The sequence below is a fragment of the Aquirufa sp. TARAVU-A1A genome (assembly GCF_054558675.1).
This window is the reverse complement of sequence record NZ_JBPXKP010000003.1, coordinates 14,278-34,572: the sequence shown is the minus strand read 5'-3', so window position 1 is coordinate 34,572 and position 20,295 is coordinate 14,278. Positions and strand designations below refer to the sequence as shown.

At 42.7% G+C, this 20,295-nt stretch carries 20 protein-coding genes; 15 read left to right on the top strand and 5 right to left on the bottom strand.

The window, feature by feature from the left end; all coding sequences use genetic code 11:
- Positions 1–61 precede the first annotated feature (61 nt).
- The gene (locus V7S75_RS04670; protein WP_459511782.1) at positions 62–1,963 is read left to right on the top strand and encodes a pectinesterase family protein; all 1,902 of its coding nucleotides are present in this window, start codon (positions 62–64) and stop codon (positions 1,961–1,963) included.
- A 63-nt stretch (positions 1,964–2,026) separates the two neighbouring features.
- Entirely contained in the window at positions 2,027–2,905 is an 879-nt protein-coding gene (locus tag V7S75_RS04665; RefSeq protein ID WP_459511780.1) for a sugar phosphate isomerase/epimerase family protein, read from the top strand.
- Between the two features lie 210 nt (positions 2,906–3,115).
- On the opposite strand, the gene V7S75_RS04660 is transcribed toward V7S75_RS04665, so the two are convergent.
- The 4 genes from V7S75_RS04660 to V7S75_RS04645 all read right to left on the bottom strand — a co-directional run bounded on the left by V7S75_RS04660 (position 3,116) and on the right by V7S75_RS04645 (position 8,090).
- The gene (locus V7S75_RS04660) at positions 3,116–5,044 is read right to left on the bottom strand and encodes an alpha-amylase family glycosyl hydrolase (RefSeq protein ID WP_459511779.1); all 1,929 of its coding nucleotides are present in this window, start codon (positions 5,042–5,044) and stop codon (positions 3,116–3,118) included.
- A 5-nt stretch (positions 5,045–5,049) separates the two neighbouring features.
- Positions 5,050–5,997, bottom strand: a complete 948-nt coding sequence (locus V7S75_RS04655) for a carbohydrate kinase family protein (RefSeq protein WP_459511777.1) — start codon at positions 5,995–5,997, stop codon at positions 5,050–5,052.
- The gene (locus V7S75_RS04650) at positions 5,997–7,301 is read right to left on the bottom strand and encodes an MFS transporter (protein WP_459511776.1); all 1,305 of its coding nucleotides are present in this window, start codon (positions 7,299–7,301) and stop codon (positions 5,997–5,999) included. Before V7S75_RS04650 ends, V7S75_RS04655 begins: the two co-directional genes overlap by 1 nt.
- A gap of 72 nt (positions 7,302–7,373) precedes the next feature.
- Positions 7,374–8,090, bottom strand: a complete 717-nt coding sequence (locus V7S75_RS04645) for an SDR family oxidoreductase (protein ID WP_459511775.1) — start codon at positions 8,088–8,090, stop codon at positions 7,374–7,376.
- 111 nt (positions 8,091–8,201) lie between these two features.
- Between V7S75_RS04645 and V7S75_RS04640 the strand changes: the two genes are divergently transcribed.
- The 12 genes from V7S75_RS04640 to V7S75_RS04585 all read left to right on the top strand — a co-directional run bounded on the left by V7S75_RS04640 (position 8,202) and on the right by V7S75_RS04585 (position 16,894).
- On the top strand, positions 8,202–8,915 hold the full coding sequence (locus tag V7S75_RS04640; RefSeq protein WP_459511774.1) for a dioxygenase family protein: 714 nt from the start codon (positions 8,202–8,204) through the stop codon (positions 8,913–8,915).
- 59 nt (positions 8,916–8,974) lie between these two features.
- Positions 8,975–9,403, top strand: a complete 429-nt coding sequence (locus V7S75_RS04635) for a CBS domain-containing protein (RefSeq protein ID WP_377975170.1) — start codon at positions 8,975–8,977, stop codon at positions 9,401–9,403.
- Positions 9,396–10,220, top strand: a complete 825-nt coding sequence (locus V7S75_RS04630; protein ID WP_459511771.1) for a diacylglycerol/lipid kinase family protein — start codon at positions 9,396–9,398, stop codon at positions 10,218–10,220. The genes V7S75_RS04635 and V7S75_RS04630 overlap by 8 nt, the downstream gene beginning before the upstream one ends.
- A gap of 3 nt (positions 10,221–10,223) precedes the next feature.
- Positions 10,224–11,654, top strand: coding sequence for an amidohydrolase (locus V7S75_RS04625; RefSeq protein ID WP_459511769.1), 1,431 nt, complete (start codon positions 10,224–10,226; stop codon positions 11,652–11,654).
- A gap of 220 nt (positions 11,655–11,874) precedes the next feature.
- Positions 11,875–12,483: a Rieske 2Fe-2S domain-containing protein gene (locus V7S75_RS04620; RefSeq protein ID WP_459511767.1), complete on the top strand. Its 609-nt coding sequence runs from the start codon at positions 11,875–11,877 to the stop codon at positions 12,481–12,483.
- 2 nt (positions 12,484–12,485) lie between these two features.
- Positions 12,486–12,899, top strand: a complete 414-nt coding sequence (locus tag V7S75_RS04615; RefSeq protein WP_459511765.1) for a thioredoxin family protein — start codon at positions 12,486–12,488, stop codon at positions 12,897–12,899.
- Entirely contained in the window at positions 12,899–13,828 is a 930-nt protein-coding gene (locus tag V7S75_RS04610; RefSeq protein ID WP_459511764.1) for an FAD:protein FMN transferase, read from the top strand. Before V7S75_RS04615 ends, V7S75_RS04610 begins: the two co-directional genes overlap by 1 nt.
- A gap of 4 nt (positions 13,829–13,832) precedes the next feature.
- On the top strand, positions 13,833–14,042 hold the full coding sequence (locus tag V7S75_RS04605; RefSeq protein ID WP_459511762.1) for a DUF4266 domain-containing protein: 210 nt from the start codon (positions 13,833–13,835) through the stop codon (positions 14,040–14,042).
- Between the two features lie 8 nt (positions 14,043–14,050).
- Positions 14,051–15,292 (top strand): DUF3570 domain-containing protein, encoded by a 1,242-nt coding sequence (locus tag V7S75_RS04600; RefSeq protein WP_459511760.1) that lies wholly within the window; start codon positions 14,051–14,053, stop codon positions 15,290–15,292.
- A 58-nt stretch (positions 15,293–15,350) separates the two neighbouring features.
- A complete protein-coding gene (locus tag V7S75_RS04595; RefSeq protein ID WP_459511757.1) occupies positions 15,351–15,686 on the top strand; it encodes an ArsR/SmtB family transcription factor in 336 nt (111 codons plus the stop codon).
- A 2-nt stretch (positions 15,687–15,688) separates the two neighbouring features.
- On the top strand, positions 15,689–16,195 hold the full coding sequence (locus V7S75_RS04590) for an ArsI/CadI family heavy metal resistance metalloenzyme (RefSeq protein ID WP_459511755.1): 507 nt from the start codon (positions 15,689–15,691) through the stop codon (positions 16,193–16,195).
- Between the two features lie 99 nt (positions 16,196–16,294).
- A complete protein-coding gene (locus V7S75_RS04585; RefSeq protein WP_459511754.1) occupies positions 16,295–16,894 on the top strand; it encodes a low molecular weight phosphatase family protein in 600 nt (199 codons plus the stop codon).
- Here the strand turns inward: V7S75_RS04585 and V7S75_RS04580 are convergent.
- Complete coding sequence (locus V7S75_RS04580) at positions 16,891–17,310, bottom strand: YybH family protein (RefSeq protein WP_459511752.1); 420 nt, start codon at positions 17,308–17,310, stop codon at positions 16,891–16,893. The genes V7S75_RS04585 and V7S75_RS04580 overlap by 4 nt on opposite strands.
- A gap of 131 nt (positions 17,311–17,441) precedes the next feature.
- Between V7S75_RS04580 and V7S75_RS04575 the strand changes: the two genes are divergently transcribed.
- Positions 17,442–20,288: a PQQ-dependent sugar dehydrogenase gene (locus tag V7S75_RS04575; RefSeq protein WP_459511750.1), complete on the top strand. Its 2,847-nt coding sequence runs from the start codon at positions 17,442–17,444 to the stop codon at positions 20,286–20,288.
- Positions 20,289–20,295: the final 7 nt, after the last annotated feature.

Genomic DNA, 20,295 nt, shown 5'->3' with positions numbered 1-20,295 from the left:
GGTTTGAATGTCCAAGTTAACAAGAATGATTATAAAATTCGATTTCTCGTCTTTATAAAATATGCGCAAGATAGGAATCATACTACTGTTTGTTTGTCAGGGTTTGTTGGCCCAAAATACCAAAGGAGTTACGGGTATTCCCGACAGTTCGTTTGCCAATTATTCAGCCTGGAAATCGGCTTTACAATCGGATCCTTCGTTGCGTTTAGCAGAATATACCTCCGGGACAGTGCCGAAAGCTAAATCGATTGTTTACAAAAAAATCGGTGCTCGGAAATTGGTCTTGGATGTTTTTGAGCCACAAGATGCTAAATCTCGTAAGACTTTATTGTTTTTTCACGGAGGTGGCTGGCGAACGGGGCATCGTTCCCAACATACTGCTTTAGCACAAGCTTTAGCTGCCAGAGGCTACCGCGTTTTCTTAGCCGAATATCGTTTGTCGACCGAAGCGCTCTATCCAGCAGCGATGCAAGACGCACAGTCGGCGCTTAGTTATTTACATCTTCATGCAGCTAAACTTCATGTCGATTCGAAACAAATCTTTGTGGCAGGCTATTCCGCAGGAGGCCAAATGGCTGCTTTATTAGGAGCCGTTCAGGATGAAAATCTCTTTGGAAAAGGACAGAAAATCAAAGGGGTCATCGACCTAGATGGGATTTTGGCCTATATCCATCCTGAATCGGGGGAAGGGGATGATCGAGTTCGGACTTCTGCGGCGACCGCTTATTTTGGCTATACCAAAACGGAGAATCCTGCGCTTTGGAACCAAGCATCTGCATTACATCATGTTTCCAAGCAAGATCCACCTGTGTTGTTTGTTAATTCTGGGAATGCACGCATGCATGCGGGAAGGGATGATTTCCGACAAAAAATGACGACTTATGGGATTTTGACCGACGTCTATACGCATGAAGGTTCGCCGCATACTTTCTTGTTGTTTACCAAATGGTTTGATAAAACGGTCCAATTAATGGACCAATTCATGCAGCAGATCACGGTGGCCAAAGATGGCTCAGGGGATGTTCGTACAATTCAGGAAGCAATCAATAAAAGCAGGAATAATCAATCGATTTACATCAAAAATGGCCTGTATCAAGAGAAGGTGTTTGTTGATTCGCTCCGACATGATCTACGATTCATCGGCCAATCGCGTGCCGGTGTTATCTTGAAGTTTACACAGGCGCGTGATATTTGGCGTTGTTCAAATCCGGATGATTACGGTGCGGGTGTGCTGAATATCAAAGGGCATGATTTGAGTTTTGAGCATCTGACGGTGATAAATGATTATGGTTTGATTACGAAGCAAGATGTTACGATTCCATGTTTAAATGAGGCGGGAAAAACGACTGTGAGTACAGTTCAGAAATATGCTTTGCCGAGGGAATCCGGGGAAAAGGATGGCGAAAAAATTGTGCGTGTAGATGGGCACCAATTTGCCGTTCGGACCATGCCGGGTGCCACACGCTTACGCTTTGAACATTGCACCTTTCGTTCGGGTGGCGGAGATACGATGAGTCCTTGGGACGTTAATGCTGGGATGTATTATTTGAACGATTGCGAGATTGAAGGAGGTGTCGATTTGTATTGTCCGCGGGGTTATGCTTTGGCGGAAAACTGTACCTTCATTTGTCATAATATGAATGCGGCGATTTGGCATGATGGATCTGGAGAGGAAGGGGCGAAGTCTGTCCTGAAAAATTGCCGATTTGTGGGTGATGCGGGCTATAAATTAGGGCGTTACCACCGCGAAGCTCAAATGTTTTTATTCAATTGCACCTTCGATAAAAACATGGCCGATGCACCTATTTACCAGTCGGGCGACCGGAAATTAGCCTGGGGGCATCGGGTGTATTATGCCAACTGCCACCGCGAGGGAGGGGATTTCACTTGGCATCAAAACAACACGAATTTCAAGTCGGAGGACATCAATTTTGCCTGGGTTTTTGGAGATAAATGGAAATAAATTTTTATTGTATCAAAAAAATACATTAATTTGTGCTTAACCTCTAAACCTATTATAATTCTCATGGAAAGAAGACATTTCCTAAAGCAATCGAGTGCATATCTTGCTGGCTCACTTTTTTTACCTTCCATTTTCAAGGCTACTCCGCGTCCAATGGGCGTACAGTTGTTTACGCTTTTCATGACTTTAGATCAAGATGTGAAGGGGAACATGCAGAAAATTGCGGATTTGGGGTATAAAGATATCGAGTCGGCATTTAGTCGCATCGGTGGATTTTATGGGATGTCGGCCATGGAATTTTCGGATTTAAACAAGTCTTTAGGAATGAATTGGGTTTCGCATCATGTTATGGGGGCTCCATTTAAGCCTCGTCCAGGATTTGATACGTCGAAGATGCCACGCATGAATAATTTGCGGGACGATGCGCAAGCGATTGTAGATTCATTGAAAGGTACAACCGTGAAGTATTTGGTATGTGCGAACATCCCGGTGAATTCGAAAGAAGAAGTAGCTGAGGCTGTTCAAGTATTGACAAAGGCAGGTAAGATTGCCAATGCAGCCGGATTGACTTTATGTTACCACAACCATGATCGTGAATTTGAGCTTGTTGATGGTCAAAAAGCTTTTGATGTATTTTCAAAGGAGATTTCTGCCGACTTATTGAAGTTTGAATTGGACTTAGGCTGGGCGACAAAAGCAGGTGTAGATCCTGTTGCTTTGTTCAAAGCTCAACCAGGTCGTTTCCCATTGTGTCACATCAAAGATTTTGACGAAGGATTTAAAAACATTGTTCCAGCAGGTTCTGGGATTGTGAATTTCAAACGTATTTTGGATGCTGCTTCAATCGGTGGTTTGAAACATTTCTTTATTGAGCATGATATGCCAAAAGACGCGATTGAAAGTTTAACAATCGGTAAAAAGAATATTGGTCCTTTGTTATAAGGAAATTAGATTAATGATTGATTCTTTGAAAGCGCGAGATGTATGTCTCGCGTTTTTTTATTCCCAAATTGTAGAGACGCGATACTTCGCGTCTACATAACATGAAATATAAGACGCGAAGTATCGCGTCACGACAAATTGAAATAAGACGCGAAGTGTCGCGTCTCTACAAAAAGGATAAATAGACACGAAGTATCGCGTCTCTACAAATTATTTCAATATCCTAAACTGATACGGCGCCAATCCCAAATGGTCATGATCCATGCCCACTTGTAAGGTTTCCCCCGACCATAAATCTTTCACCTGTGCTGGTCTTTGTCCATTCGAATCCATAATAAACCAAGTGATTTCTTGTGGAGCAGAGCTAAAATTAAACAAGCACGTGATTTTCTCCTCGCCGATATAACGAACAAAACCTGCTATGGAATTATTGTGATTTCCCAACCACTGTATATTTTTCAAATCTGCTACGATCGGTAGTGAACGTCTTAATTTGATCAATTGTTGCAAGGCAGTATAAACTTGATTTTCCGTTGTGACTTTTTTGGCTACCGCTTTATTGCGCTCCCAATCGATAATTGGTCGGTGCATCCAGCGATTATCATAACTCTTACCTGGGTCATTCAAATAGCTATAATCATTCGTATAACCCGCTTCATCTCCATAAAACAACATCGGAACTCCGCCTACGAACATACTCATGGCTTGCATTAAGATGATTTTATCAATCGATGTTTGAATCGCAGCTTTGTCGTTCTTTTCAATCGCCGACTCCAATCCGCATAAAGATGCTAATGAACCGGAAAGTCGGGCATCTTGCGTCTTCGGATTAACAGCAAATAAGGCGCCTTTTGCTGGCGAACCCGGCTGCGCGCCGCTGTAATAATTTTTGATATATGAACGATGATCATAAGGCGTGAAACCTGCCTGCTCAATCATGTAGTCGTCATATCCTAAACCAATGTCATCATGACAGCGGGTATAGGTTAACCAAGTTGCACCCAAAGGTTTGCGAAGCAATTCATGTTGGGCATTCTGCATAATTCTTACATCACCGGTCGCCAAAGCATCCCATTGAACCGCCATTTGCGTCGCATTATAAGCAAAATCACATTCATGTGTTGCATAGCGACCCGTACCGAAATATTCCATGATTTGAGCAGGTGCAACAATGGCTTCGCCTAGAATAGCCATTCCCGGAGTAGCTACTTCTGTACACATTTTGATCAATTGCAACAATTGATGCGCCTCGGGAAGGTTTTGACAAGTAGTTCCCACTTGTTTCCAAATGAAAGCCGGTGCATCGATACGAACCACGTCAACACCCAAATTGGCATAGAAAAACACATTACCCAACATCTCAATAAATACCTTTGGATTCGTATAATTCAAATCCCATTGGTAATGATGGAAAACAGTCATGACCCATTTGTCCAACTTCTCATCATAGGTGAAACTTCCCGGCGAACTTTCTGGAAAAATTTCCGGCATTGTTTCCTCCATTTGATCAGGAATCCGGCGATCATCGTACATGTAGAAATACGCTTGGTATTCTTTGATGCCCGATTTTGCCAACTTCGCCCATTCATGGTGGTGAGAAGTATGATTCAGGACGATGTCAATCATCAGATACATGTCCTCTTTTTGAAGTGCCGACTGGAATTTACGTAAATCTTCAATAGTCCCTAAACGATCCTCTACTACGCGAAAATCCTCGACAGCATAACCGCCATCACTCTCTCCCTCAGGACTTTTGAATAATGGCATGAGGTGTAAAAAATTGACACCGAGCTTTTGTAAATAGGGTAATTTGCTAGGCAGGTCATTGATTTGGCCGGCGAAGCGGTCTACATACAAGCTCATGCCCACCAAGTCTTGGCTTAAGAACCATTGTCCTTTTTTCTCCTTTTGCGCATCACGTTTCTTTAAGTCATCGGAACGATCCACAAAAGCTTGGCAAATGGAATTCAGCAAGCTTTGGAATAAATTCGCAGCATGCGGATGATTACCATAGATCGCGTTAAAATGCGATTGAATATCATCGATATTCGCCGTAAAGCGTTCTACGAATTTAGCGTCTTTGATTTTATGCGATTTGACAAGCTCATGGAGCTTATGTTGTAAGGCTGGATTGTACACGGATATTAATTAAAAATGCTGTTGTTCAAATGTTTAAATGCTTCCATTGCTCCCATGTATTCACAGGTGCGCGCGCCAGCTTTGTTGGCATTCTGAATGATTTTATTCCAATCTTCAAAACCTAATTCCGCAGGATTCAACGACGCGTCGTCTAATTGGTATAATACCGCTCCTACAAAAGCATCTCCAGCTCCTGTTGTATCGGTTGGCTTAATTTGGATACTTGGTATAATATAGGTTTTGCCATCAAGTCCCAAAAGCGTTCCATCTTTTCCCAAGGTAATGGTGAATACGCCGGGGATGTTGGCCAATAAATCAGTCGCTGCAGCTTCCAAGGTATTTTTCCCGGTGATCAGCATCGCTTCTTCATCGCTCAACTTCGTGAAATGCGCTTGTTTTAAGTATATCCACGATTGCTTGATGAAACTTTCTTGCTTGTCGCCAAATAATAAATGGCGGTAATTTGGGTCAAAACTGATCGTTTTGCCTTGGTTTTTGGCACATTCTAATAAAAAATAATAGGCTGCATTCAATGGTCCATCCAAGAAAGCCGTTGCCGAACCAAAATGAATAATATGCGTTTCTGTTAAATCAATGGCCGCAACTTCATCGACCGTTAATTGTGCATCAGCGCCCCGATTAAACACGAAATCGCGTTCGCCATCGAGCATCAAAGACACGAAAGCAAAAGTGGTAAAGTGATTGGAATCCAAGTGAACATGCTTCGTGTCCACCTTAAACTCCGACATGACTTGATTTAATTGTTTACCAAAAGGGTCATTTCCGACCTTAGCTGATAAAGCAACAGAACCACCGAGGGCTCCAATCGCAGCAGCAACATTCGTAGGTGCTCCACCTGGTTTTTTTAGGAAATTTTGACCGTCAGATAAGCTACTTCCCTTATCGGTACAAATCATGTCGATTAAGGCTTCGCCAATACACAATACACTCATTAGGCTTTGGTTGGGGATGGTTTAATAAAAGCGGTTGCGAGAGCTGCAATGGCCAACAACGCGCCTGCAAAGGTAATCGCATTTCTTGGATCATTATCCAAAAAGTGCTTTAAAATATATCCAAACGATATATTTTGAAGGATCATCGGGATCACAATCATCATGTTGATGATGCCCATGTAAACACCGTAACGTTCTTTGGGAATGTCACCTACGACCAATAAATAAGGGATACCCATCATACTGGCCCAGCCGATTCCAAAGCCAGAAATCGCAAAGAATAATAAGTTCTTGTTTTCAATGTTTGGAAAGGCGAAAAAACCTGCTGCTGCCAAAAGTAGACAGGTCATGTGAACGGATTTCGCGCCATATTTTTTGGCAAAACCAGCCAAGGCTAACGCGGATAAGAAGGTAACGATATTGTACCAGCCATTGACTAATCCTGTCCAGGAAACGGCTTTTTCGTAGAGTTCGGGATTGTCTTTCGGTGTTGCATTCCAAACGGATAAGGCAATACTTTTCGAAGAATTTTGCCAGTAGCAAAAAAGCGCATACCATTGAAATAGGTAGACTAAGGCTAATTGCCACATGACTTTTGGCATTTCTCCGATCGCATGAAATATCTCCGTAATCGATTCGCCGACACTCACTTTTTTCGTTCGAATTTGTGCTAACTCTTCTGCCGTAGGTTCTATCTCGGAAGTTGTTCGCATACTCCACCAAATAGATCCAATGGAACAAACAGCGCCCAAAAAGAAGGATGCATACACCCAAGTAGGTAAGGAGCCCGTTTTACCAATGAAAATTAAAGGGAAGATGAAAAGCGATAGATTCGCTAAGGTTTGCCCAAAACCCGTGAAAAAACTTTGCATCTGAAAGCCCGTGGGTTGTTGCTCTTCATTCAATTTGTCAGCCACAAATGCCCGGTAAGGCTCCATAGCCGTATTATTTCCCGCATCTAAAATCCATAACAATCCAGCAGCCATCCATAAAGATGAGCTGAAGGGGTATAGTAAAAGACAGATACTGCAAAGTAGCGCACCGATGAAGAAGAAGGGTTTTCTACGACCCCAGCGTGGATGCCAAGTGCTATCCGAAAGCGCCCCAATGAAGGGCTGAATTAATAAGCCCGTCACGGGACCTGCTAAATTCAATAAGGGAATCTCATCGGGGCTTGCGCCTAAAAAATCATAAATGGGATTAACTGCACTTTGTTGAAGCCCGAAGCTATATTGAATGCCAAAAAAACCAACGTTCATGTTGATGATTTGACTGAAACTAAGCGAGGGTTTTTTTAATGACATAGCAATAGGTTTATTTTCAGATTAAATTTAATTAAACCAATCTAATGACCCAAACTGTTCTATACTGTCGGCCTAATATTCTTGCGAAAGTGGATGTATCATGAGTTCATCAATGACCACATGTGCCGGCTGATTCATCACATAATAGATACTATCTGCCATGTCTTCAGGGCTTAACCAAGTCTGATGACTTGCATCGCCTTGGGGTTCCGCGTGGAAATGCGAGTCGACTAAACCAGAGTATATGGTTGATACCTTGATGCCATCTTTTCTTACTTCTTTGCGCAAGGCTTCATTGAAAGCATGTTGGGCATATTTGGAAGCACAATATAATGATCCGCCATCGAAAACACGTTTAGCGACGTCCGAAGCGATAGCAATGATATGACCTTTTTTAGCTTGGCACATGTGAGGCAATACACGTTGGGAGAATAGAAATGTACCTTTCACATTGGTGTCAAAGACCTGATCCCACTTTTCTTCTGTGTAAGAATCTGTTGGGCCAAAGGCTCCCACGCCCGCATTATTAATCATGAAATCAATTTTCCCAAACGTATGTGCCGTTTTTTCGACGGCATTTTGAACAAAGGTTGCATCCGAAACATCCCCAGCGAAATACAAAGGGCGATGTCCCATTTCGGTTATTTCGGCGGCTAGGTCTTTTAATTCGCCTACATTTCGGGCGATTAAACTAACTTGAAAATTATGTTTAGCAAGTAAGATGGCTAATGCACGTCCGATACCTCGTGAGGCACCGGTGATGATGGCGGTAGGGTAGCTGTTGTTCATAATTCAAACATACACATTATTTTGTCTACCTGGACGGGATGTTTGCCGACAAATTTTATCGGTAGTTCGATCGTTCTTATTTTATTGTTATTACTCTCTTATTTTTGATTCATGAAAAGAAAAGCATTTATTATCAAAACAGGTTCAGTTTTGCTTGCTCCTTGGGTGACAGCGGCCTGTATTAAAAATCAAGAGGATAGTTCAATAACTCCCACTACAGCAAATAGCTCAGGGTCATGTAAGTTGACAGACGCCGAGGAAGTTGGCCCATTCCCCTTGTATGAAAAAAGAGATACTGCTATTACACATACAGATATTACCGAAGGAAAAACGGGTATCCCGTTAAATGTTGCCATAATAGTTCGGAATGTTAATAACAATTGTTCAGTCATTGCCAATGCATCCGTAGTGATTTGGCATTGCGATAAGGATGGTTATTATTCAGGTTATGTGAATCAGGGATATTTGGGAAATCAAGACAATACGGCAAAGACATTTTGCCGTGGAATGGCCACAACCGATGCCATGGGTACGGTTAATTTCAAAACGATTTATCCGGGTTGGTATCAAGGGCGAGCAACGCATATACATGCGCAGATTTACGTGGGAGGACAGCTTAAATTATCCACACAAATGGCTTTTCCTGAGGAAATTAACACCCTTGTACATGGTTCAGATTTATACAAAGCTCATGGACAAAATACGACAAAAAACACCAGTGATAATGTCTTTCGAGATTCCTTAATAAGTGATTTAGCTACCGTGACAGCAAATCCTATTATAGGTGGATATGATTTTGTTCATACAATCAATATAGCGGTCTAAAGCGTTTGCTTATTGAATTATTTTTGTATTATTTTATACAATTCTAATCTCAATAAGCCATGAAAAAGGTCAAAGACATTTTAACCAAGAAGGGTGCGACGGTGATTTCGATTCCCTCTGATGCAAAGATTATCGAGGCTTTGCAATTAATGCAAGATTGTAATGTAGGTTCGGTGGTGGTCATGGATCATGGCCAATACCGTGGCATTTTGACCGAGCGCGATTATGCCCGCAAGGTAATTTTATTGGATAAAAACTCTTCAGATACTTCCGTGGCGGAAATCATGTCCACCGACTTGCCGGGTGTTGAGTTAGGAAGTTCGATTGAAGTCTGCATGATATTGATGTCGGAGCGCAATATTCGCTACCTCCCCGTTGTCGAAAATGGGGAAATGATCGGCATTATTTCCAGCAATGATTTGATTAAGGCCACTATCCAAGATCATTTGGAAACCATTGAGCACCTGAAAAATTACATACATGCGTAAACGGATTGCCTTTTTGATCAACCCGTCAAAGCGTGTTCGTTTGCATGCCTATGTACAGTGGGTGAAGTCCTGTGTTTCTTGTGAGCTTTTTATTTTTAATGAGCAATGGCCCAAAAGCTTAGATGAGTTTGATGAGGTCTGGGTAATGGGAGGTGATGGAACGTTCAATTATTTTGTGAATGCATATCCTACTTGCGACAAACCGATCGCTTTATTCAAAGGGGGGACAGGAAATGATTTCTATTGGAAACTTTTTGGAAATATGTCGCGGGAAATGCATTTAAAGGTTGTTTTGGATGCGCATGTGGAAGCAATCGATGCGGGACGGGTCAATGATATGTTGTTTTTAAATGGAGTGGGAATCGGAATTGAAGGGGAGGTGTTAGCTGCCATGGATGCGATTCGTTGGATTGGTGGCGCCCTGGGCTATTATTTAGCCGCGATTCCTGCCTTGTTTCGGTTCAAATCTTATACCATCCAAAAAACGCGTCCCGTTTTTTTGTGCATGGTTTTTAACAGTTCTCGGGCGGGGGGTGGTTTTCATTTCTTTCCAATGGCGTCCGTACAAGATGGATTATTGAATATGTTGGTGTGCGATCTATTACCTATGTGGAAGCGATTGTTTTACATGCCGATTATTCAATCCGGGAAACACATCAATCTCCCCTTCGTGCATTTTTCCAAAATTTCGTCGACTCGGATTGAATGTAATCGTGTGCTGAAGGCGCAAGTTGATGGGGAGGTGTTGGAGTCGGATACGTTTGATTTTACGATTCTTCCTGCTAAATTTAAGTTTATTGTACCTGTTAAACTATAAAATATGCGTATTCAATTATGGGCTGTTTCAGCCTTCGTCATGTTCTCTTTTGCTGTTTTAGGGCAGGAGGCCGACAAGAAAAAAGTCATTCAATCCATTCAAAATCGCTCCGAGCAATACGGGCAAATCGCTCAAAAAATCTGGAACCTTGCGGAAGTGGGTTACAAGGAGAAACAAAGTTCTTTGTTGTTGCAGGAGACTTTACGCCAAGCAGGATTTCAAGTGGAGGCGGGTGTTGCTGAAATACCAACGGCCTTTGTTGCGACGTTCGGACAAGGAAAGCCGGTGATCGGTATCATGGCAGAATATGACGCTTTGCCGGGTTTGTCGCAGGATTCAATCCCAACTAAACGTACGCTCGGCGGAAATTCAGGCCATGCGTGTGGGCATCATTTGTTTGGGACAGGTTCTGTCGCAGCGGCAATTGCGGTGAAGGAATGGATGAAAGAAACCGGCCAAAAAGGAACGATTAAATTATATGGTTGCCCAGCTGAAGAGGGAGGATCCGGAAAAGTTTATATGGTTCGGGCTGGTTTGTTTAATCAGGCCGATGTAATGTTGCACTGGCATCCGAATGATGAGAATACCGTGTCGCCATCTTCATCCTTAGCAAATAAAGCGGGCAAGTTCCGTTTTTATGGCTTATCGTCACATGCGGCAGCATCCCCAGAAAGAGGCCGTTCAGCGTTAGATGCTGTGGAGGCGATGGATCACATGGCAAATATGATGCGCGAACATGTGCCTTCTTCTACACGCATTCACTATGTGATTACAAACGGAGGCAAGGCTCCGAATATCGTGCCTGATTATGCAGAGGTGTATTATTATGTTCGTTCTCCGCAACGTGATGTAGTGATGGATGTGTGGAATCGAATTGAAAAGGCGGCAGAAGGTGCTGCTTTGGGCACAGGGACTCGATATGAAGTGGAATTAATTGGAGGTGTTTATGAGGTTTTGCCAAACGAACATTTAGTTTCTGTGATGGGTTCGAATTTGAAAACAGTTGGAGGATATACACTTAATTCATCCGAGCAGGCTTTTGCGAAACAAATCCAACAAACACCTGGAATGCAAACGGTTGATTTAGCTACGACGAATCAGGTTTTTTTAAACCATCCGGATCCGAGTGGTGGAGGCTCAACGGATGTGGGGGATGTTTCTTGGGTGGTACCTACTGTGGGTTTAGGAGCTGCAACTTGGGTGCCAGGAACCGCAGCACATAGTTGGCAAGCGGTAGCCGCAGGAGGCATGTCGATCGGTCGGAAGGGAATGTTAGTCGCTGCTAAAACGATTGCTTTAACAGCCATTGATTTATTTAAGAAACCGGTATTGATTGAAGATGCACGATTGGAATGGTTGAACAAGCGCGGTACGGAGTTTCAATACAAGAGTTTATTGGGTGATCGCAAGCCTGCCTTGAATTACCGCGATTAGATTATCAGTTTTTTAGGGCAAATTGTCTTGAATAAACCGTAGCTTTTTGCTGCCCTCTCTCACCTTTGGCAAACCTTCAAGGATTGCCAAAGGTAGGCAGCAAGGTCGTCTTCTTCGTTTTGGATTTCATCGATTCATTCAGCCAATAAGACAATTATCATTTTTTGAATTCTGTAAAGTCTGTAAATTCGAATTAAAACCTGCTCAATCGAACATAAATATGAAGCAAGAAAAATACAGTCGCTACGAATTTTTGAAGAAAATGGGCTTTCAGGGCGGTGCTTTGATGGCCGTTTTGGCTTCATGTACCCAACAAGAAGATTCGGTTTTGGAATCCTTGATTGTTAATAAGAATGGAGAAACAGTAGCTGCGCTTGATAGTACAAAAACAAGTGCCGCTGTAAGTACACCAAGTACTTCAACCGGAGGCACTACAAGCGGAGGAACAACGACAGGTGGTTCGACATCTTCTACATCCATGCCGCTGGGAAAAGTTAGCACAGCCGAGCTATCAAATGTGAAAAGCCCTTTAGTTAAATTAGACCTATCAATTTCAAGCTCAGCCGCATTAGCCAACACGGGTGGTTACATTACCGTAAATAATGCCATTGTTATCGGTCGGACAGCTTCTGGTGATTATGTAGCTGCATCGAATTTGTGTACGCACGAACCAAAGCGCAGGGTGATTTTCAATAAAACGGAATATTTCTGTACAGACCATGGCGCTCGATTTTCGTTAACGGGGGCCAATTTAAATACGGTTGCCCGGTCGCCACTAACTGTTTATAAAACTGCCAATGACGGGAAAACCCTCATTGTTTATGCCTAATCATGATGAAACTACTAAGTATTTTATTCTTTAGCCTGCTCTCCTGGATGGGTGATTTTTCGCAAGCGCAAAAAGATGCATCGACACAACAAAAACTGATATTACTGAACTTCTCTGGTTCTGATTGGTGCGGTCCTTGTATTAAATTGAAACATGATGTGTTTGAAAGCGAGGCTTTTGGTCAATATGCGCAAAATAAATTAGTACTTGTACGAGCTGATTTCCCGCGCTTGAAAAAGAATCAATTACCCACTGACCAACAAGCTCGTAATGACCAAATGGCGGAAAGGTATAATCCGAATGGAAAATTTCCGTTAACGGTTTTGATCAACAGTCAAGGAAAGGTTCTGAGGGAATGGGAGGGGTATCAGCCATCGGTTCAGAAATTTATCACGGAAATTTCTGCTTTTCAATAATGCCTTTATTTCAGCGGACTGATTTGTTGATGGGTAACCGATTCGACCTGGGGGTTGTCTCTGAACATGCGGCGGAGGCGAAGGAAGGGCTCGCGGAAGCTGTGCTGGAAATCAAACGAATTGAAGGTTTGTTAACGACATATAATGAGTCAAGTCAGACGTTTCTGATCAACGAAAACGCCGGAATTACTCCTGTGGAAGTTGATCAAGAAGTATATGATTTAATCGCTCGGGCGCAAAAAATATCCCGCTTGACCCAAGGGGCTTTTGATTTAAGTTATGGGTCATTGGATAAACGGTTTTGGAATTTTGACCAGCAAATGACTGAATTGCCGAGTCCAGAAAAATTGGCAGAATCGGTTCGATTGATTGATTATCAAGCCATCGAATTGAATCCCAAAAATCGAACCGTATTTTTAAGAAATAAAGGGATGCGCATTGGATTTGGAGGGATCGGAAAAGGCTATGCTGCGGACCAAGCGAAAAAACGATTAAGGCAGTTGGGGTTTCAGAACGGGGTCGTGAACGCATCTGGGGATATGAGTGCCTGGGGAATGAATGAACATGGAATGCCTTGGCAAGTTGCTATTGTAGATCCTGATGATGCAACTAAAACAGTAGCTACTTTTGATTTAAAAGATGCAGCTGTAGCTACATCTGGGAATTATGAGAAGTTTGTTTGGATCGGTGGAAAGAAGTATTCGCATACGATTAACCCTAGGACAGGTTATCCGATTCAGGGCATTAAAAGTGTTTCAGTTTTTGCCCCTGTGGCGGAATTAGCGGATGCACTGACAACGCCCATTGCAGTCATGGGTGTGGAAGTAGGCTTAGATTTAGTGAACCAATTGAATGGTGTGTTTTGCGTGATTGTTGATGACGCAAATCTGATTTTTCAATCGAATAATATTACAACACGCATAGCTTAATACGATGAAAAAAATCATATTATTGATTGCCCTGGTGGCCAGCCTATCTTCCTGCACGGTGGTGAAGGAATACCAAAAGAGTCGGATTAACGACTCTGAAATGGAATTATCATCGCGTAAAAGCGAAAAGTTTGAGCAGGCATTTTATTTATACCGGGAAGGTGCTTCAGGCGCAAACGGTGGAAAAAGCGGAGGAGGCTGCGGTTGTAACTAAGATAAGATATGAAAAAAGTTGTCCTAGCCATCGGAATTTATTGCTCGCTTTTACACGGTTCAAAGGCTCAGCAGGTTTTTTATAGTAAGAGCCATGCGCAAGAATTTTTGAATGATTCAACAGATTACGTTAAACGAAAACTGAAATTTGAAGAAGCCAACATCGTTACGGGGTATTATGATCAAGATGGGAATAATTCTGCCATAACAGGAGGTATCGGCACGGAGAAATTAACGGATTTGGCTAATTCGCTAGAGTTGCGTTTTTCCAAATTAGATCGATATAATCGTACGCATTCCATTACCGCAGATTTTAATATTGATCAATATACTTCTGCTTCTTCAGATAACATTGATCCCTTGACAATTTCATCCGCTTCCCGAAAGGATACGCATATTTACCCTAGTATTGCTTGGTCTGTCAAAGATGATCTATTGGGTACAACACAAGGTTTGGCCTATTCCTATTCAACAGAATACGATTATAAATCGCATGGATTTACCGCGAGTTATGCCAAATTGTCGAAAGACAAAAATACCGAGTGGTCTTTCAAAGGCGGCGCATTTTTGGATACCTATATGGCTATTTTACCATCCGATTTGAGACCTGCCAATTATCCTTCAGGAGCGCATGGAGACCAACGAGGAATTGATTATAAGCCACGGAATTCATTTAATGCGTCTTTTGCGATTTCGCAAGTCATCAATCAGCGTTTGCAAGTGATGGCGATGATTGAGCCGAGTTTTCAAGAGGGCTTATTGAGTACGCCTTTCCATCGTGTTTATTTTACGAATGGGAATGAGACGGTTGAAAAGTTGCCTGGTACTCGTTTCAAATTGCCAGTTGGTTTCCGACTCAGTTATTTCATGGGGGATAATACGATTATTCGGGCATTTTATCGGGCCTATATTGATGATTGGGGCATGGCGGCACATACGGCCAACTTAGAAGTACCTTATAAAATATCTCCATTCTTTTCGATTAGTCCATTCTACCGATTCAATATTCAGGGAAAAGTTAATTATTTCAAGGCCTATGGTCAACACGCCACAACGGAAACTTTTTATACCTCTGATTATGACCTGTCGAGTTTCACGAGTCAATTCATGGGCGTAGGATTGCGTTTGTCTCCTCCAGGTGGGATCGCGAGTTTAGTCAATTGGAATTCCTTGGAAGTACGTTATGGCTATTATTCTCGCTCCAACGGGATGATTGGGCATAGTATTTCTATGAGTATTAAAATAAAATAGGCTTCGGCCTTTTTTATTTATTTGATTCATCGTAATATTGCAATGTAATAATGAAATCATGGGGATTACTAAAACCGATTTGTTTACTGATGAGCAAAATGCGATCGCGCAAATGGCAAAAGTGTTGGGTCATCCGGCTCGAGTGGCCATTTTGCAATATTTAGTGAAATCAAAAACTTGTATCAATGGGGATTTGATTTCGGAATTGGGTTTAGCTCAAGCTACTGTATCTCAGCATCTTCGGGAATTGAAGGAAATCGGCTTTATTCAAGGAACCATTGAAGGGGTTTCCGTTTGTTATTGCATTAATCCGGATAAATGGGCGGAGTTTAGTCAATTGTTCGGGTCGTTTTTTGAAAATTATTTTGTTTCTCAACAAGCTAACTGCTGTTAATTATGAGCTTTCCACGCATGCATGTGTCACTTTATGTCAGCAATTTGGCGGCATCAGTGAATTTTTATTCAACGTTTTTTGGTCAGCCGGCTACGAAGATCAAGCCGGGATATGCTAAATATGTATTGGATTCTCCTTCGTTAATCATTTCGTTTATCGAAAATCCGGAGCGCGTACAAGCGAATTTTGGACATTTAGGTTTTCAAGTGGAAACGGTGGATGAAATGACGAATCGGCTTGTAAAGGCAAGAGCCCAAGGAATTGTTTCCAAAGAGGAAATCGGCACTTCATGTTGTTATGCCGTTCAAGATAAATTCTGGGCGACGGATCCGGATGGTGTTCAATGGGAAGTTTATTATTTCCATGAGGATGCGGAGTTTAATGACCCGCATTATGAAATGCAAGATGCATCGGCTTGTTGCATGCCACCGACAGCTGAAAAACCTAAACTTAAAATTGCAGAAATTCAATCCGCTAATTCATGTGCCCCGGGTTCGGGATGTTGCTAGGAATTATCAGTATTTGAACCTTTTATATCGTTAAAACCCCGTAGCTTTGGCAAACCTCCAAGGATTGCCAAAGCTAGCGCTAAGAATTACTCGAATTACATGAACAATACCCTGAACGAAAACCTCGAATCCATTTTAGCCTTAGATATCACAGATGAACGTAAAGCCGTTCTGCAGCCTTTGATTGAATACATTAAGTCTAAACGCGAAAAAGAGCAACCGATTCTCCTGAATTTCATCTGCACCCATAATTCGCGCCGTTCGCAATTCGCCCAAATTTGGGCCCAAACAGCCGCAGATTATTTTCAGTTGGCCGCTCAATGTTATTCCGGTGGGGTAGAGGTAACAGCTTGCAATGAGCGAACTGTCGCGTCCTTAGAACGCATGGGTTTCATCGTTTCGAAACACGGACATTCCAATCCGATCTACTTCGTATTACATACCGAGGACTCTCGTCCCATCATTGCATTCTCAAAATTATATGACGATGTCATTAATCCTCACCGTATCTTTGCTACGGTGATGACTTGCTCGCATGCCGACGAGAATTGCCCGTTTATTCCTGGTGCTGAAGTACGCATTCCGGTGCGTTATGAAGATCCCAAAGCCTTTGATGACACGGATTTAGAAGCAGCGATGTACGATGAACGCTCTCGCCAAATTGCGAGTGAAATGTTTTACGTCTTTTCCCGGGTCTAGCTAGTATGGTCACGGACGACCAACCAGCGTCCGTCAATTTTCTTGAGCAATAGTGTAAAATAACCTCCCACATCGCCTAGGCTAGGTCTTTTTAAATTCCAGCGTCCAAGCACCCAGGCAGTTTGGCCAGCTGTTACATCCACTTCTTGAATATCAAAGGAAAGCGTGCCCATTGTTTCCCGATTCGGGTAACTCGTCTGGTAGCGTTTTAGCGTTGCAGCCCAACCTTGGGTAACCCCCGATTTGCCGATAAATTTCAAATCTTCGGTTTTGGCATAATATTCCATAAATTCCTCGATCTTTCCCTCATTCCAAAGTTTTTCCTGCGTATGCAGGACAGAATGGATGTCAGAAGCGTCTATATTTGATTGAGCAATAATAGGAAGACTCAAAAGGATAAAGGCAATCAATTTCATGTGCTGATTTTTTTCTTAAAGTAAGTAATTTTTTGTCGACACATGTTCGAATTTCGTATCAAATTCAAAAGCGGGATTTTTAATTACCGATTATTGTATCATTTTTGTAAAATAATAAATTTAAACCTACCATGAAGCAATTTTTACTAGCTGTTTCGCTAGCATGTACTTCGCTCGCCGCTTTCGCGCAAGCTCCCGATGAAAATCGTTTTGTTAAGTCGGTCCTCGTAGATAAACTCGATGAGCCGATGGAATTTACCTTCTTGCCCGATGGACGAATTGTATTCGTGGAACGTAAAGGAGAAGTCAAACAATATGATCCGGCTACCGGAATTACCAAATCAATTGGTAAAATCGTTACGAATACCAAATACACCAACCGTGCGGGTCAAACGCGTGAAGCTGAAGAAGGTGTGATGGGTGTCGTTGTTGACCCTAAATTCAAAGAAAATCATTGGTTATACATCTATTATGCACATCCGAAAGAGACCAAACACGTCTTGGTTCGTATGGAATTGAAGGATGAAGAATTGTTGGTAGACCAACAAAAAATCATTTTGGAAGTACCTACACAACGTGAAGAATGCTGCCATACTGGTGGAGGAATGGTGTTTGATAAAGCTGGGAATTTGTTCTTGACTGTGGGAAATAACACAAGTAACAGTAATTCGGATGGCTATGCGCCTATCGACGAACGTCCGGGGCAGGCATATTGGGATGACCAACGTGGCGCTTCGAACACAAATGATTTACGTGGTAAAATCTTGCGCATTCACCCAGAAAAAGACGGTACTTATACCATTCCAAAAGGCAATTTATTTGCTCCCGGTACAGCCAAAACACGCCCTGAAATTTATACGATGGGACACCGTAATCCTTGGAGACCGAGTATTGATTCAAAAACGGGATTTTTATATTGGGGTGAGGTAGGGCCAGATGCATCCGTTGATTCGGAAAAAGGACCTCGTGGTTACGATGAATTTAATCAAGCCAAAGGACCTGGATATTACGGTTGGCCTTATTTCATCGGAAATAACCAAGCCTATGCGGATGTGAACTTTGAAACATTAGCGATCGGACCCAAATTCAATCCGGCAGCTCCTGTAAATGAGTCTCCGAATAATACAGGTTTACGTGAATTGCCACCGGCACAAAAAGCGATGATCTGGTATCCATACGGTACTTCTGAGGAATTCCCTTTAGTAGGTTCTTCCGGACGTTCGGCTACGGGCGGTCCGGTATTTCACAAGGCAGATTTCCCAGGCGCGAAACGCGTTTTTCCCTCGTATTATGAGGGAAAATGGTTGATCGTTGATTTTATGCGCGGTTGGATCATGGCTGTTACCTTAGACGAAAATGGTAATTATAAGTCGATGGAACGCTTTATGCCAAATACGACATTCGGCTCTGCCATTGATATGGATTTCAGTCCTGAAGGAGATTTATATGTATTGGAATACGGTTCTGCTTGGTTTAGAGGGAATGAAAATGCGCGTTTGGTGAAAATCGAGTACCAAGGCGGTAATCGTAAGCCGGAAGTTATAGCTTCTGCTTCAAGTAAAGCAGGTGCCGCTCCGTTTAACACAACGCTATCTGCTGAAGGAACGAAAGATGCTGATGGTGATAAATTAACATACACTTGGACTGTGAAAAAAGCGGGCAAATTCGTGAAAAATTTATCGGGCGAAAAAGCTTCCTTGAGCCTAAAAGATGCAGGTAAATATGCGGTAAGCTTGAAGGCAACTGATTCAAAAGGTGCGAGCAATACGGCTGCTTTGGAAATTTTAGTGGGTAATGAAGCGCCGGTTGTGGATATCGATTTCGAAGGAGCCAACAAATCATTCTATTTCGCTGATTCAGCACCGAAGTATAAGGTGAAGGTTACCGATAAGGAAGATGGCGAATTAGAAAAAGGCATCGCTCCAGAATCGGTAGCAGCAACTTTAGATTACATTCCATTTGGTTATGATCCGATTGAAATGTCGCAAAGTCACCGCAAGGCAGATTCGGATTTATTTGCGTCTGCTGGTTTGCGTTTGATCAATAAGAGCGATTGTAAATCGTGTCATCAGTTGAACGTTCGTTCTGTAGGACCAAGCTACAATGAAGTTTCAGTGAAATACAAAGGTCAAAATGTTATCGACCAATTAGCTGATAAAGTGATTGCAGGAGGAATGGGAGTTTGGGGTGAGCATGCGATGTCGGCACACCCTGCGATTTCGAAAGCAGATGCGAAGCAAATGGTGTCATATCTTTTGAGTTTAAGCGAGCCAAAAGCTTCGAATAAAATTGCCTTGAAAGGTGAATTAGCTTTGGTAAAGCCAGAAGGACAAAAAGCATCAAAAGGGGTATTTGTAGTTCGTGCTACCTATTTAGATAAGGGTAACAAGAAAATTGCTCCAGTACAGTCTGAGAAGTGGGTATTCTTACGTGCTCCACAATTGGATGTGGAAAAGGCGGATGTAAGCAAAGGTATTTTGCAATTGATTACACCAGGACGTTCAACGAACATGGTGGGTCAAAATCCTTATTTGGGTTATAAAGGCTTAGACTTAACTGGAATTTCGACCATTGATATTTCAGCGTCTGCACAAGCTCGTACGAATGCAGCAGGTGGTGTGATTGAAATTCACTTAGATTCTCCTACGGGACCGGTGATAGGTAAAACGAATCCCATTGAAGTTTCTCAAGGGGGATTTGGGGGTCCTGCACCTGCGGCAACTCCGGGTAAAGGCGCACCACTAGGAACGCCTGCGGCAGCAGGTACAGCTGCACCAGCACCAGCTGCAGGAACAGCGGGAGCTGCGGCACCTGCGGCTCCGGCCCAACAAGCACCACGTCGTCCAGCTCCGACTTCTCAAAAAGTTGCGATTCAGTCCACTAGTGGAGAGCATGATGTGTATTTTGTGGCGGTGAATCCGAAGGCGACAGACCAACAAATTGTCGTGCAGATTCAAGGAATCGAAATGAAAAAATAGATATTCC

Coding starts and splice junctions, on each gene's coding strand:
- V7S75_RS04630 (WP_459511771.1), top strand. CDS start 9,396: ATGCGTAAACGGATTGCCTTTTTGATCAACCCGTCAAAGCGTGTTCGT.
- V7S75_RS04640 (WP_459511774.1), top strand. CDS start 8,202: ATGAAAAGAAAAGCATTTATTATCAAAACAGGTTCAGTTTTGCTTGCT.
- V7S75_RS04580 (WP_459511752.1), bottom strand. CDS start 17,310: ATGAAATTGATTGCCTTTATCCTTTTGAGTCTTCCTATTATTGCTCAA.
- V7S75_RS04615 (WP_459511765.1), top strand. CDS start 12,486: ATGATGAAACTACTAAGTATTTTATTCTTTAGCCTGCTCTCCTGGATG.
- V7S75_RS04670 (WP_459511782.1), top strand. CDS start 62: ATGCGCAAGATAGGAATCATACTACTGTTTGTTTGTCAGGGTTTGTTG.
- V7S75_RS04665 (WP_459511780.1), top strand. CDS start 2,027: ATGGAAAGAAGACATTTCCTAAAGCAATCGAGTGCATATCTTGCTGGC.
- V7S75_RS04650 (WP_459511776.1), bottom strand. CDS start 7,301: ATGTCATTAAAAAAACCCTCGCTTAGTTTCAGTCAAATCATCAACATG.
- V7S75_RS04590 (WP_459511755.1), top strand. CDS start 15,689: ATGAGCTTTCCACGCATGCATGTGTCACTTTATGTCAGCAATTTGGCG.
- V7S75_RS04610 (WP_459511764.1), top strand. CDS start 12,899: ATGCCTTTATTTCAGCGGACTGATTTGTTGATGGGTAACCGATTCGAC.
- V7S75_RS04585 (WP_459511754.1), top strand. CDS start 16,295: ATGAACAATACCCTGAACGAAAACCTCGAATCCATTTTAGCCTTAGAT.
- V7S75_RS04595 (WP_459511757.1), top strand. CDS start 15,351: ATGGGGATTACTAAAACCGATTTGTTTACTGATGAGCAAAATGCGATC.
- V7S75_RS04600 (WP_459511760.1), top strand. CDS start 14,051: ATGAAAAAAGTTGTCCTAGCCATCGGAATTTATTGCTCGCTTTTACAC.
- V7S75_RS04625 (WP_459511769.1), top strand. CDS start 10,224: ATGCGTATTCAATTATGGGCTGTTTCAGCCTTCGTCATGTTCTCTTTT.
- V7S75_RS04575 (WP_459511750.1), top strand. CDS start 17,442: ATGAAGCAATTTTTACTAGCTGTTTCGCTAGCATGTACTTCGCTCGCC.
- V7S75_RS04645 (WP_459511775.1), bottom strand. CDS start 8,090: ATGAACAACAGCTACCCTACCGCCATCATCACCGGTGCCTCACGAGGT.
- V7S75_RS04655 (WP_459511777.1), bottom strand. CDS start 5,997: ATGAGTGTATTGTGTATTGGCGAAGCCTTAATCGACATGATTTGTACC.
- V7S75_RS04620 (WP_459511767.1), top strand. CDS start 11,875: ATGAAGCAAGAAAAATACAGTCGCTACGAATTTTTGAAGAAAATGGGC.
- V7S75_RS04605 (WP_459511762.1), top strand. CDS start 13,833: ATGAAAAAAATCATATTATTGATTGCCCTGGTGGCCAGCCTATCTTCC.
- V7S75_RS04635 (WP_377975170.1), top strand. CDS start 8,975: ATGAAAAAGGTCAAAGACATTTTAACCAAGAAGGGTGCGACGGTGATT.